The organism is Roseovarius mucosus (genome assembly GCF_002080415.1).
GTDB lineage: Bacteria > Pseudomonadota > Alphaproteobacteria > Rhodobacterales > Rhodobacteraceae > Roseovarius > Roseovarius mucosus_A.
The window spans coordinates 184049-196303 of record NZ_CP020474.1 but is presented as its reverse complement, the minus strand read 5'-3'; the positions used below and the strand labels follow the sequence as shown (position 1 = coordinate 196303).

Annotated in this window: 15 protein-coding genes and 1 tRNA gene; 12 read left to right on the top strand and 4 right to left on the bottom strand. The window is 60.2% G+C overall.

The genetic code is table 11. The features are described 5' to 3' along the window. Nucleotides 1-2: 2 nt before the first annotated feature. The 8 genes from ROSMUCSMR3_RS00965 to ROSMUCSMR3_RS00930 all read left to right on the top strand — a co-directional run bounded on the left by ROSMUCSMR3_RS00965 (nt 3) and on the right by ROSMUCSMR3_RS00930 (nt 5426). Nucleotides 3-317 (top strand): heavy metal-binding domain-containing protein, encoded by a 315-nt coding sequence (locus ROSMUCSMR3_RS00965; RefSeq protein WP_037297626.1) that lies wholly within the window; start codon nt 3-5, stop codon nt 315-317. Between the two features lies 1 nt (nt 318). Next, nucleotides 319-924: a hypothetical protein gene (locus ROSMUCSMR3_RS00960; protein ID WP_081506162.1), complete on the top strand. Its 606-nt coding sequence runs from the start codon at nt 319-321 to the stop codon at nt 922-924. Between the two features lie 32 nt (nt 925-956). Beyond that, nucleotides 957-1712 (top strand): Fe-S cluster assembly ATPase SufC, encoded by a 756-nt coding sequence (sufC, locus tag ROSMUCSMR3_RS00955; RefSeq protein ID WP_008280954.1) that lies wholly within the window; start codon nt 957-959, stop codon nt 1710-1712. Next, nucleotides 1712-3001, top strand: coding sequence for a Fe-S cluster assembly protein SufD (gene sufD, locus ROSMUCSMR3_RS00950; protein ID WP_008280953.1), 1290 nt, complete (start codon nt 1712-1714; stop codon nt 2999-3001). Before sufC ends, sufD begins: the two co-directional genes overlap by 1 nt. Then, on the top strand, nt 3001-3486 hold the full coding sequence (locus ROSMUCSMR3_RS00945; protein WP_008280952.1) for a hypothetical protein: 486 nt from the start codon (nt 3001-3003) through the stop codon (nt 3484-3486). Before sufD ends, ROSMUCSMR3_RS00945 begins: the two co-directional genes overlap by 1 nt. Next, nucleotides 3483-4079 carry a Yip1 family protein gene (locus ROSMUCSMR3_RS00940; RefSeq protein ID WP_232279195.1) on the top strand — a complete coding sequence of 199 codons (597 nt, stop codon included), beginning with the start codon at nt 3483-3485 and terminating at the stop codon, nt 4077-4079. Before ROSMUCSMR3_RS00945 ends, ROSMUCSMR3_RS00940 begins: the two co-directional genes overlap by 4 nt. Nucleotide 4080: 1 nt before the next feature. Beyond that, a complete protein-coding gene (locus ROSMUCSMR3_RS00935) occupies nt 4081-5301 on the top strand; it encodes a cysteine desulfurase (RefSeq protein WP_081506161.1) in 1221 nt (406 codons plus the stop codon). A 48-nt stretch (nt 5302-5349) separates the two neighbouring features. Next, nucleotides 5350-5426: transfer RNA gene (locus ROSMUCSMR3_RS00930), tRNA-Arg, on the top strand. Here the strand turns inward: ROSMUCSMR3_RS00930 and hpt are convergent. Further along, nucleotides 5427-5975, bottom strand: a complete 549-nt coding sequence (gene hpt / locus ROSMUCSMR3_RS00925) for a hypoxanthine phosphoribosyltransferase (RefSeq protein ID WP_081506160.1) — start codon at nt 5973-5975, stop codon at nt 5427-5429. It lies immediately after the preceding tRNA gene. 71 nt (nt 5976-6046) lie between these two features. On the opposite strand from hpt, the gene ROSMUCSMR3_RS00920 reads away from it, so the two are divergent. Then, nucleotides 6047-6499 carry a type II toxin-antitoxin system RatA family toxin gene (locus ROSMUCSMR3_RS00920; protein ID WP_081506159.1) on the top strand — a complete coding sequence of 151 codons (453 nt, stop codon included), beginning with the start codon at nt 6047-6049 and terminating at the stop codon, nt 6497-6499. Between the two features lie 15 nt (nt 6500-6514). Here ROSMUCSMR3_RS00920 and ROSMUCSMR3_RS00915 read toward each other — a convergent pair whose 3' ends face one another. The 3 genes from ROSMUCSMR3_RS00915 to ROSMUCSMR3_RS00905 are packed head-to-tail and all read right to left on the bottom strand — an operon-like array spanning nt 6515 to nt 8612. Then, complete coding sequence (locus ROSMUCSMR3_RS00915; protein WP_081506158.1) at nt 6515-6985, bottom strand: CinA family protein; 471 nt, start codon at nt 6983-6985, stop codon at nt 6515-6517. After that, the gene (locus ROSMUCSMR3_RS00910; RefSeq protein WP_081506157.1) at nt 6982-7479 is read right to left on the bottom strand and encodes a phosphatidylglycerophosphatase A; all 498 of its coding nucleotides are present in this window, start codon (nt 7477-7479) and stop codon (nt 6982-6984) included. The genes ROSMUCSMR3_RS00915 and ROSMUCSMR3_RS00910 overlap by 4 nt, the downstream gene beginning before the upstream one ends. Continuing rightward, the gene (locus tag ROSMUCSMR3_RS00905) at nt 7470-8612 is read right to left on the bottom strand and encodes a bifunctional 2-C-methyl-D-erythritol 4-phosphate cytidylyltransferase/2-C-methyl-D-erythritol 2,4-cyclodiphosphate synthase (protein ID WP_081506156.1); all 1143 of its coding nucleotides are present in this window, start codon (nt 8610-8612) and stop codon (nt 7470-7472) included. The genes ROSMUCSMR3_RS00910 and ROSMUCSMR3_RS00905 overlap by 10 nt, the downstream gene beginning before the upstream one ends. 161 nt (nt 8613-8773) lie before the next feature. Here ROSMUCSMR3_RS00905 and dusB point away from each other — a divergent pair, with 161 nt between their 5' ends. From dusB to ROSMUCSMR3_RS00890, 3 genes are read left to right on the top strand one after another with little or no spacing between them, the layout of a single operon-like run. Beyond that, nucleotides 8774-9775: a tRNA dihydrouridine synthase DusB gene (gene dusB, locus ROSMUCSMR3_RS00900; protein WP_081506155.1), complete on the top strand. Its 1002-nt coding sequence runs from the start codon at nt 8774-8776 to the stop codon at nt 9773-9775. After that, entirely contained in the window at nt 9772-10845 is a 1074-nt protein-coding gene (locus ROSMUCSMR3_RS00895; protein ID WP_008280943.1) for a two-component system sensor histidine kinase NtrB, read from the top strand. Before dusB ends, ROSMUCSMR3_RS00895 begins: the two co-directional genes overlap by 4 nt. Nucleotides 10846-10847: 2 nt before the next feature. Next, nucleotides 10848-12209 (top strand): response regulator, encoded by a 1362-nt coding sequence (locus ROSMUCSMR3_RS00890; RefSeq protein WP_008280942.1) that lies wholly within the window; start codon nt 10848-10850, stop codon nt 12207-12209. Nucleotides 12210-12255 lie beyond the last annotated feature (46 nt).

The following is a 12255-nucleotide window of genomic DNA, read 5'->3' as shown; positions in this document are numbered from 1 at the left end:
CGATGATTGTAACCACAACTCCGAGTGTAGAAGGCCGCAAGATCGTGGATTATCGCGGCATCGTCGTGGGTGAGGCAATCATGGGGGCCAATATCGTGCGCGATTTCTTTGCGCAGATCACCGATGTGGTGGGCGGTCGGTCTGACTCTTATGAAAGCAAGCTGCGCGAAGCGCGTGAAGTCGCGTTAAGCGAGTTGGAAGAGCGCGCAGCAGAGCTTGGGGCCGATGCCGTGGTTGGCGTCGATCTCGATTACGAGGTGGTGGGCGATTCGATGCTTATGGTCTCGGCCAGCGGCACAGCGGTCGTGCTGGACTGAGATGGTTGGGTCAGACACCATAGACAGGCCGGTTCTTACCCTGCCCGATGCAGAAGCGGCGCACCTGCGCGAGGTGTATGCGCGGGCGGGGGTGATCCTTGAATATGGGTCTGGCGGTTCGACCGTGGTGGCCGCCGAGATGCAGGGCAAGCGGGTCTTTTCGGTCGAAAGCGATCAGGCCTGGGCCGAAATGATGCGTGGTTGGTTTGCACAAAATCCACCCGTGGCAGGCACAGAGGTGGACGTGATCTGGTCTGATGTCGGACCGACCAGGGATTGGGGATTCCCGCGCGATGCGACTGGTTGGAAGACCTATGCGCAATATCCGCTCAAGATATGGGATATGGCAGGTTTCGCGCAACCCGATGTGGTGTTGGTGGACGGACGGTTTCGCACCGGCTGTGCCCTGGCGGCGGCGCTGCGCACTGAGCGACCTGTCACGGTTCTGTTCGACGATTACGCCCCGCGCAAGCATTACCACCGGATCGAGGATTTCATCGGCGCGCCCCGGCGGATGATCGGGCGGATGGCAGAATTCGAGGTGACCCCGCAGGGTGTGAACCCTGCGCACCTCTTGACGATCATAGAGATGATGACGCGGCCCTGATGCCGCCAAGATATATAGAAGGATCATGGAAAATGTTGGAAATCAATAACCTGCACGTCGATCTTGAAGAAGAAGACAAGACCATTCTCAAAGGGGTGAACCTGAGTGTTGAGGCTGGCACAGTGCATGCGATCATGGGGCCCAACGGCTCTGGCAAGTCGACGTTGTCCTATGTGCTTTCGGGGCGCGACGGCTATAAGGTGACGGATGGCAGTGCCACTCTGGCCGGTGTTGATCTGCTCGACATGGACCCAGAAGAGCGCGCGGCGGCGGGGCTGTTTCTGGCGTTTCAATACCCGGTCGAAATTCCGGGCGTGGGTAACATGACCTTTCTGCGTACCGCCGTAAACGCGCAGCGCAAGGCGCGCGGCGAAGAGGAAATGAGTGCGGCAGAGTTCCTTAAGGTCGTCCGGGAAAAAGCGAAGACGCTCCAGATTGACGCCGATATGCTGAAGCGTCCGGTCAATGTGGGTTTCTCCGGGGGTGAGAAAAAGCGCAACGAAATCCTCCAGATGGCGATGCTGGAGCCCAAGATGTGCATTCTCGACGAGACCGATTCGGGCTTGGACGTGGACGCAATGAAACTGGTGTCGGACGGGGTGAATGCGCTGCGCGATGCGGGCCGTGCCTTTCTGGTGATCACGCATTACCAGCGGTTGCTTGACCATATCAAACCGGATGTCGTGCACATCATGTATGACGGGCGCATCATCAAGACCGGCGGGCCTGAACTTGCTCTCGAAGTCGAGCAGAACGGCTATGCCGATATTCTGGCGGAGGTCGCGTGATGGCGCAGCCGCAAGCTAAGCAAACAGCGCTTGAGGCGCGGCTGGAGGCCATGACATTGCCCAAAGGCGGGCTTTGGGCGACGGGCGCGCGTGAGGCGGCGCTGACGCGATTGCAGGCTATGGGCCTGCCGGATCGGCGCGATGAATACTGGAAATTCACTCGCCCCGACAGCCTGGCGCAAGCCGAGGCACCGCATGCGGCGCTGTTTCTCAATGACGATGAGCCGGATAGCTTTGCAGCGGTTGATCGGCTCAAGCTGGTTTTCGTCGATGGCGTGTTCGATGCCGAGGCGAGTGATGATCTGACACTGGAAGGGGTGCGTATCGACCGGCTGAGCATGGCCGCGAAGAGCGATATCCATTGGGTGCGCGATCTCTACGGCGTGCTCGAAGAACGCGGGCAAACGCCTGTGGTGCGTCCGCTCGCCGCTCTGAACACCGCCTATGCCTCGGACGGGGTTCTGATCCATGTGACGGGCCGCCCGAGCAAGCCGATCAATCTGGTTTATGTCCATAAATCAGAGGTTTCTGATGCGATCCTGCATCATGTGATCAAGCTTGATCCCGAGGCCGAAGTTACCATTCTCGAGAATGGCCCCGCCGCCGCGCGGTTTAACAAGGTGATGGAAGTTGACGTCGGCGACGGCGCACGGTTTCACCATATCCGCACGCAGGGACGTGATCACGAGCGGCGCGCCGCGACCCATGTCTTTGCCCGGTTGGGAGCAGAGAGCCTCTTTAAATCCTTCACCCTGACGGCCAATGGGGTGATGACACGCAATGAATGTGTGATTGAGCTGTTGGGCGATGATGCGGTGGCGCATGTGGCAGGGGCCGCCATGGGCGATGGGGATTTCCATCAGGATGACACGGTCTTCGTGACCCATGATGCGCAGCGCTGCGAGAGCCGACAGGTGTTCAAAAAAGTGCTGCGCAACGGGGCGACGGGCGTGTTTCAAGGTAAGATCCTGGTGAAGCCCGGCGCACAAAAGACGGATGGCTATCAGATCAGCCAAGCGCTCTTGTTGGATGAGGACAGCCAGTTCCTGGCCAAGCCGGAACTGGAAATCTATGCCGATGACGTGGCCTGTTCGCATGGCTCGACCTCGGGGGCGATTGACGAGGATGCGCTCTATTACCTGCGGGCGCGGGGCATTCCGCGGCCGATCGCAACCGATCTGCTGACGCTCTCGTTTCTGGCCGAAGCCGTTGAGGAAATCGAGGATGAGGGCCTGCGCGAGGATATCAACAGCCAGCTTGCTGCCTGGCTGGAGCGCAGGCGCCGCTGATGCCGGTCACGACCGATCTTGTGGCCACCTATCGCGGTCCGCGCCGGGTGGTGCGGCGCTTGTTGGCCATGGGCCCGCGTGAAGACCGCGCGCTGGTGATGCTGATTGCGGCCTGTGTGGTGGTGTTTGTCGCGCAATGGCCACGCCTTGCGCGAGAGGCGCATTTGACGGGCCAAGAGCTTAATCCGCTGCTGGGGGCCTCGCTCTTGGCCTGGATTTTTATTGCGCCGTTGATCCTCTATGCACTGGCACTTATGAGCCATGGCATTGCACGGGTGTTGCGTGGCAAAGGAACCGCCTTTGGCGCGCGGATTGCCCTCTTCTGGGCGTTTCTGGCCGCTAGTCCGTTGATCTTGTTACACGGTCTTGTCGCTGGATTCGTCGGGCCTGGGCTTGAATTGCAGGGTGTGGGCCTTTTGTGGTTGCTGGTTTTCCTGTGGTTCTGGGTGTCGGGCTTGATCGAGGCAGAATGGGGCGGGGCATGACGCAGGCAGAGTTCAAGGCGCTGTTGCTGGAAACCTTGTTTCGCCCGCGAGAGGCGGCACGGGCGCTGATCGGGTTTGGCCTGCCGCAGCAGATACTGTGGATGGCACTGGTGCTGATGTCGGTGCTCAATGCGATCGTGTATTCTGTGTCATTGCGCCTTGCGCCGCCGATGGACCCGACCGCGCCAACGCTGATGCCGCCGGCGTTTCATTCGCCGCTGCTTTTCACCCTGTTCTTGTTGGGGGCGCTTGTCATCACGGTCTATGCGCTCTTTTGGGTCGGCGGCATGCTGGGGGGTAAGGCGGCAGTGCAGGATGTTCTGGTGCTGATTTGCTGGTTGCAGGTCCTGCGCCTTATCCTGCAAGCGGCGGTTGCCGTGCTTGTTCTGGCCTTGCCAACGGTGGCAGCCCTGTTGATCTTTGTGTCCTCGGTCTGGGGGATTTATATCCTGACAGGGTTCGTGGATACGGCGCACCGCTATGACAACATGCTGAAATCATTTGGAATTATCATCCTGTCCATTGCCGCAATGGCGGTCGGACTAAGCATTCTGCTAAACCTTGTCGGCGTGGCCGCAATGGGAGGGGCATAAGATGTTCGATGTCGAGAAAATTCGTTCCGATTTCCCAATCCTTGCACGAGAAGTGAACGGTAAACCCTTGGTTTATTTGGATAATGGGGCATCCGCACAAAAGCCGCAGGTGGTGATCGACGCAGTCACTCGGGCGTATTCGATGGAATATGCCAATGTGCATCGCGGGCTGCATTACCTAAGCAACCTCGCCACCGAGAAATACGAGGCGGTGCGCGGGATCGTTGCGCGGTTTCTGGGGGTGGCCGATGAGGATCAGATCATCTTCAACTCTGGCACCACCGAGGGCATCAATATGGTCGCCTATGGCTGGGCGATGCCACGCATGGAAGCCGGTGACGAGATCATCCTGAGCATCATGGAGCATCACGCCAATATCGTGCCGTGGCACTTTCTGCGCGAGCGTCAGGGCGTCGCGCTGAAATGGGTGGATGTGGATGCGCGCGGTTCTCTTGACCCGCAAAAGGTGATTGATGCGATCACGCCCAAGACGAAACTGATTGCAATAACACATCTTTCCAATGTGTTGGGGACCAAGGTTGATGTGAAGGCGATCTGCGATGCTGCCCGGGCGCGCGGTGTGCCGGTGCTGGTTGATGGCTCTCAGGCGGCGGTGCATATGCCGCTCAACCTTGATGAGATGGGGTGTGATTTTTACGCGATCACTGGGCACAAGCTCTATGGGCCGTCGGGATCAGGGGCGATTTTCGTCCGAAAAGACCGGATGGCCGAAATGCGCCCGTTCATGGGCGGCGGCGATATGATCCGCGAGGTGACGCGCGACGGGGTGACCTATAATGATCCGCCAATGAAGTTTGAGGCGGGCACACCGGGCATCGTGCAAACGATTGGCCTAGGGGTCGCCTTGGAGTATATGATGGGCATTGGCATGGGGGCGATCAGCGCCCATGAGGATGATCTGAGCCACTATGCGCAAGAACGTTTGGCGGGGCTCAATTGGATCAATGTGCAAGGCACAGCACCGGATAAGGCGGCGATTTTCTCCTTTACCATGCAAGGCGCTGCGCATGCCCACGACATCTCGACCATTCTCGACAAAAAGGGCGTGGCGGTGCGGGCCGGGCAGCATTGCACCGGCCCGCTGATGGAGCATCTGGGGGTAAGTGCCACCTGCCGCGCGTCTTTTGCCATGTATAACACGCGCGAAGAAGTGGATGTGTTGGTCGAAGCTCTTGAGCTGGCGCATGAGCTTTTCGGCTGATTTTACGATTGCGGGGCCGGTCTGGCCCCGCTATACCACCGCAAAAGTGGACCCATAGCTCAGCTGGATAGAGCGCTGCCCTCCGAAGGCAGAGGCCAGAGGTTCGAATCCTCTTGGGTCCGCCATTATCGCTCCTCAGTGACAAATCTCACTTTGCCGATATAGGGCAGATTACGATTGCGTTGGGCATAGTCGATGCCATAGCCCACGACAAACTCATCGGGGATTTCGAACCCAATCCAGTCGGCCCGAATATCCGCCTCGCGGCGCGAGGGTTTGTCGAGAAGGGCGATGGTTCGGAGCTTATGCGGCCTTCGGCTCTGGAGGAGGTGCAGCACGTGAAAAAGTGTATGACCTGTGTCCACGATATCCTCGACAACAAGCACGTCGCGCCCTTCAATATCGCCACGCAAGTCCTTGAGAATACGCACTTCTCGACTGCTTTCCATGGCGTTTCCATAGGAAGAGGTCTCAACAAAATCAACCTCGACCGGCAGGTCAAGCTCGCGCACGAGATCGGCGATAAAGATGAAAGAGCCGCGCAAGAGGCCCACCACCACCAATTTCTGGGTGCCTGCAAATTCGGCCTCGATCTCATGCGAAAGCGCCTCGATTCGCGCGGCTATGCTCTTGGCCGAGATCATTTTATCGATAACATAGGCGTGCTGCGGCATGTGACCCCCTTGAACATCCCTAGACAGTCTAGGAAAAAGCGACGCACTGTCACGCGGAAACCGGGGGGCGCATGCCAACACATTCAGAAACACGTGTTCTACGCTACACGGCTGAGCAGATGTATACGCTCGTCGCCGATGTGGCGAGCTACCCGCAATTCCTGCCGTGGACGGCGGCCGCGCGGGTGCGATCCGTGCGCCCGCAAGACGATGGGTCTGAAATCATGGAGGCGGATCTTGTGATTAGTTTCAAGGTGTTCCGTGAACGCTTTGGCAGTCGCGTTGTGCTCTGGCCCGAGATGCGGCGGATTGAGACCGAATATCTGGAGGGGCCATTTCACCACATGCGCTCGAACTGGGCGTTTCGCGATGTCGAAGGCGGGTGCGAGGTCAGCTTTGATGTGGATTTTGCGTTCAAAAACAGGTTGTTGCAATCGGCAGCGGATCTGTTTTTCTACGAGGCGATGAAGCGGATCGTGCGGGCCTTTGAGCAGCGGGCACAAGAGCTGTATGGCGCAGCATGAATTATGGACGACACGTTACTCATTTAAAGCGATAAAAAGCATTTTCAAAGCGTGGTCGCGCGCGTTTTCACGAACGGCGCTGCGGCCCAGAGGGCCAAACTCAACCGTTTCAGTTTTGGTCGGGTGGCCCGCCATCGCAAGGCCAAAGCAAACGCGACCTTCGGGTTTGTGCTCGGACCCGCCGGGGCCTGCGATGCCGGTGATGGATACGGCGAGATGGGCGGTGCTATGGCTGAGGGCCCCTTGCGCCATTTCCTGTGCCACCTGCTCTGAGACTGCGCCATAGGTGGCGAGCGTGTGCTCTGACACGCCTAGCATCTCGACTTTCGCAGTATTTGAATAGGTTACAAAGCCACGTTCAACCACAACAGAGGAGCCAGGAACATCGGTCAAGGCGGCGGCCACCAAGCCGCCTGTGCAGCTTTCTGCGGTGGCGATCTTGAGGCCGCGCGCGCTGCAGAGTTTGAGAATTTCGTTTGTGATCATAGGCCTAGAACCCCGTGATAGAATCCCGCGGCCAGCAGCACACAGAGGGCTGCGGCAAGGCCGGCGAGGATGTCATCAAGCATGACGCCAAGTGCGTCATTGCGGCGGTCAGCCCAGCCGATAGGGCCGAGTTTGGTTATGTCGAAGAACCGAAAGGCGACGAAGGAAAAAACAAAACCTGGCCAAAGGCTTAGGAGGTCAGCCCCGGCATGAGACGCCCCAATCGACACTGGCAAAAAGGCAAGCCATTGGCCGGCCACCTCGTCGATCACGATCTCTGACGGGTCGTGGTTATCTTTTCCTTTTGTTTCCAAATGTGTAGCCCACCATCCTAAAGCGAAGGCGAGTACAGTTCCCACGCAGAGGAGGGCGGGGCCACCGACCAGATGTAGCGCCCATGCCACAGGCAGAGCCGCAAGAGACCCCCAGGTGCCCGGAGCTGGGCGCAGGTGGCCCACGTAAAAAAACGTGCAAATCAAATGGGTTAGGCGCATGTCTTGACCAATGTCACAACGGCCTGCGCGGCAATGCCTTCCTCTCGTCCGGTGAAGCCAAGGCGTTCGGAGGTGGTGGCTTTGACGGAAATCCGGTCCGGCGCAATGCCGGTGATCTCGGACAAAGCGGCCTGCATGGCGGGGGCATGGGGCGTTATCTTGGGCCGTTCACAGATTAGAGTGACATCTATATTATTGATTTTAAATCCTAACTCGGATGCCAATGCAACGGCATGACGCAAAAAGATGTGGCTTTCGGCCCCTTTCCATTGGGGATCGCTGGGGGGGAAGTGACGGCCAATGTCGCCCTGCGCCAAACCACCATATATCGCGTCTGCGAGAGCGTGGAGGCCGACATCTGCATCGGAATGGCCTTGCAGACCGCGATCATGGGGGACGGCCACACCGCAGAGCATGCAATGGTCGCCGGGGCCGAAGCGATGCACATCAAAACCTGAGCCGACACGTATATCCATTTGATTTCCAAGTATTTTCTCGGCACGCGCAAAGTCGTGCGGGTGGGTGATCTTGAGATTATCCTCATCGCCGTCGAGGATGGCAACCTTTACGCCTGCGGCGCGGGCCACGGCAACATCGTCGGCGGCGTCGCCTTCATGCGCCTGATGAGCGGCAAGGATAGTTTTGAAATCAAAGGCTTGCGGCGTTTGGGCGCGGTAGAGGCCGGTGCGGTCGCGGGTGCCGGTTACCTGGCCTTCGGCCCCAGTCCAGAGCGCATCTGTGACGGGCAATGCCGGGGCCAATGCGGGCAAGTCGGTGTTGGCGATTTTGTAAGCTATGTAAGCTATGTAAGCTGATTTTGTACAACAGCGCGCGACATCGTGGATAAGCACGTGATCGGGCGGGTCGCTTGCCAGCGCTTCGAGCCCGTTTCGGACCGAAGAGGACCGGGTTGCACCGCCGGTTGTGAACGTGATCCGGGGATGAGGGGCGAGCTGGCCGAGGTCATCGGGATGGAGCACGACCAAAATGCGGTCGATGCCGTCGGCACCCAGAAAGGCGTCGAGCGTCCAGTCGATCACGCGGCGGCCCAGAAGGGGCTGCCATTGCTTGGGGCAGTCCCCGCCTGCGCGGGTGCCACGACCGGCGGCGACGATGAGGGCGGCGGTTGTCATGCCTCTTGATTAGGGCGGGTTTTATCCAAGCGCAATGGCTGAGCATCTGCCTATTTATTAGGCGTTACGTCGCGCTGCGACTGTTATTTGGGCCTGTGATCATTGTTTGACACAGGGTTCACGGGTAGAACCGAGGTTATGCACAAGGATTAGGCAGGGACATGCTCAGGATCGCGGACAAGGCTTTGGCGACACCGGTTCTTTTGGCGCCAATGGCGGGAATCACGGACCTGCCGTTTCGCAACGTGGTGGCGAGCTTTGGCGCGGGGCTTGTGGTAAGTGAAATGGTCGCCAGCCAAGAGATGGTGCAGGCCAAACCCTCGGCACGCGGTAAAGCGGAATTGGGCCTAGGGGCCGAAAGCACGGCGGTGCAACTGGCGGGCTGCGATGCGCAGTGGATGGCAGAGGCGGCGCGCGTCGTTGCGGATCAAGGCGCGCGGATCATCGACATCAATATGGGGTGCCCGGCCAAGAAGGTGGTGAGTGGCAGCGGATCTGGCGCATCGGGCTCGGCCTTGATGCGGGATCCGGATCATGCGCTGCGGCTGATCGAGGCGGTTGTTGGCGCTGTTGATGTGCCGGTGACATTGAAAATGCGCCTAGGGTGGGATCACGATTGTCTCAACGCGCCGGAATTGGCGCGGCGGGCAGAGGCGGCGGGCGTGGCGATGGTTACGGTGCATGGGCGCACGCGCTGTCAGTTTTACACGGGAGCCGCCGATTGGCTGGCAATTTCGGACATTGTTGCGGCTGTTAACATTCCAGTCATCGCCAACGGCGATATTGTCGACACTTCCACGGCACGCAAGGCGGTGGCACAGTCGGGGGCGGCAGGTGTGATGATTGGCCGGGGCGCGCGTGGGCGGCCCTGGGTCTTGGCAGAGGTGGCGGCGGCGATGGGGCGGGGCGCGGCCCCCTTGGTGCCGCAGGGGGTTGCCTTGGCCGATCTTGTGGCGGGGCATTACGAGGCGATGCTCGGCTTTTACGGGGGTGATCTGGGCCTGCGCGTCGCGCGCAAGCATCTGGGTTGGTATATGGATGCGGCGGGCACCGGTGATCGCCTGCGGCGGGCGGTGCTGACGGCGCGCACGCCCGCTGTGGTGCTGGAGCACTTGCCCGAAGCGATGGAGGCGCGGGCAATGGACGCGCGGGCAGCAGCATGAGCGGGGAGGATGCGATCTGGACCTCGCTGCCGGTGCCGGCGATCCTGCTTGATCCGCAGGACCGCATCGCGGGGATCAACCCGGCGGCGGAGGGGTTCATGATGTCGTCGTCACGGGCGCTGATGGGGCAGCCGGTGTGGGACAAGCTGGCGGTCAACGCGCCGCTGGAAGAGGCGTTCGAGCGGGCGCGGGCGAATGATGCCCCGCTTTTTGTCAATGATGTCGATGTGGGCACGGGCGAGCGCGCGCCGATGCAGTGCAATTTACAGGTGGCACCGCTGACGGGCTGTCCGGGGCATATGATCATGCTGATCAGTCCGCGCGAGTTGGCCGGGCGCATGGTGCAGAACAGCAATGTGAAATCGGCGGCGAAATCGGCGATCGGCATGGCGGAAATGCTGGCGCATGAGATCAAGAACCCGCTGGCGGGCATTACGGGTGCGGCGCAGCTTTTGTCGATGACTTTGGGGCCAGAGGATCTGGAATTGACCGATCTGATCGTGAGCGAGAGCCGCCGGATCGTGAGCCTGTTGGAGCGGGTCGAGCAGTTTGGCAATATCAGCGCGCCGGATATGCGGCCGGTCAATGTGCATGATGTGCTCGACCGTGCGCGGCGCTCTGCCATGCTGGGCTTTGCCGCGCATATGGCGCTGATCGAGGATTACGATCCATCGCTGCCTCTGGCGCTTGGCGATAGTGATCAATTGCTGCAGGTGGTGCTGAACCTTTTGAAGAACGCGGCAGAGGCGGCGCGGGGCAGACCCGGCACGATCCGCCTGCATACCTATTATGAACAGTCGCTCAGGGTGCGGCGGGGCGAAGGGCAGGGCAAGGCGCTCCCCCTTCAGATCGAGATCATCGACGATGGCCCCGGTCTGCCGCCAGAGATTGCCGATCAGGTGTTCGATCCCTTTGTTTCGGGGCGCGAGAATGGCACGGGGTTGGGCTTGGCCTTGGCGGCCAAGATCATTTCGGACCATGACGGCTGGATTTCGGTCAATTCCGTGCCGGGACGCACGGTGTTTCGGATTTCGTTGCAACGTGCAGCGGACGCAACCAAGGAGGCTTGAGGATGGATGGCACGGTACTGGTCGCCGATGACGACCGCACGATCCGCACGGTTCTGACGCAGGCGCTGACACGGGCGGGGTGCCGGGTGCATGCCACCTCGAGCCTGACCACGCTGATGCGGTGGGTGGGCGAGGGCAAGGGCGATGTTGTCATCTCGGATGTGATGATGCCCGATGGCAACGGCCTTGAGATGCTGCCCAAGATCGCGCAGGACCGGCCCGGCTTGCCGGTGATCGTGATTTCGGCGCAGAACACGATCATGACAGCGATCAAGGCGGCAGAGGCGGAGGCCTATGATTATCTGCCCAAGCCCTTTGACCTGCCGGACCTGATGAAGCGCACGGCGCGCGCGCTTGAAAGCCGGGCACGGCGGCCCATTCGCGAAGTCGAGGTGGAGCGGCCCGAGGAATTGCCGCTGATCGGGCGGACCACCGCGATGCAGGCGCTTTACCGGGTGGTGGCGCGGATCATGAATACCGATCTGCCGGTGATGATCTGTGGCGAGTCGGGCACGGGGAAATCGCTGATTGCCAAGGCGATCCATGATTTCTCAGACCGTCGCACGTTGCCTTTTGTCACGGTCACGCCGGGGGATTTGCGCGAGCTGGATGGGCCGTCGCGGATCATGGCGCGGGTCAAGGGGGGCACGATTGTGCTCGACGAGGTGACGGATCTGCCGCTTGAGGCGCAGGGCCGGGTGGTGCGGATGATGGATGCGCCGGGCGATCATGTGCCGCGGTTCATGGCCACAAGTCGGGTGCCGCCGGGGCAGGCGCTGGAAGAGGGGACCTTGCGCGAGGATCTTTATTATCGGCTGAGCGGTGCGGTGATCGACGTGCCAAGTTTGCGGGCACGGGTTGAGGATATTCCGCTGTTGGCGGAGCATTTTCTGGCGCGCGACGAGCGGGATGGACAACCCGCGCGGCATCTGTCGGAACAGGCGGCCGAGCTGATGCGCGCCTATAGCTGGCCGGGCAATGTGCGGCAGTTGGAGAATGCCGTGCGGCGAATCGGGTTGACCGCGATGGCAGAGGAAATCAGCCGGACCGAGGTTGAGGCGGTGCTGGGAAATCAGCCGCGCGCCGAGCCGGTGATGCGCGAGGGGCGGGGCGAAAGCCTGACAGCGTCGGTTGCGGGGCATTTGCGGCGGTATTTCGATCTGCATGGCGATGCCTTGCCGCCACCGGGGCTATATACTCGCGTTTTACGGGAAATCGAGCTGCCTTTGATCGAGATTGCCTTGGATGCTACGGCGGGCAATCAGGCGAAATGCGCCGATCTGCTTGGCATCAACCGCAATACGTTGCGCAAGAAGATCACCGATTTGGATATTAACGTGACACGCCGCCGCAAGTTGATGTAAAACTGCAACAGGGCTGTTGCTGGACGGGGGCTTGTGCCCTCTGACA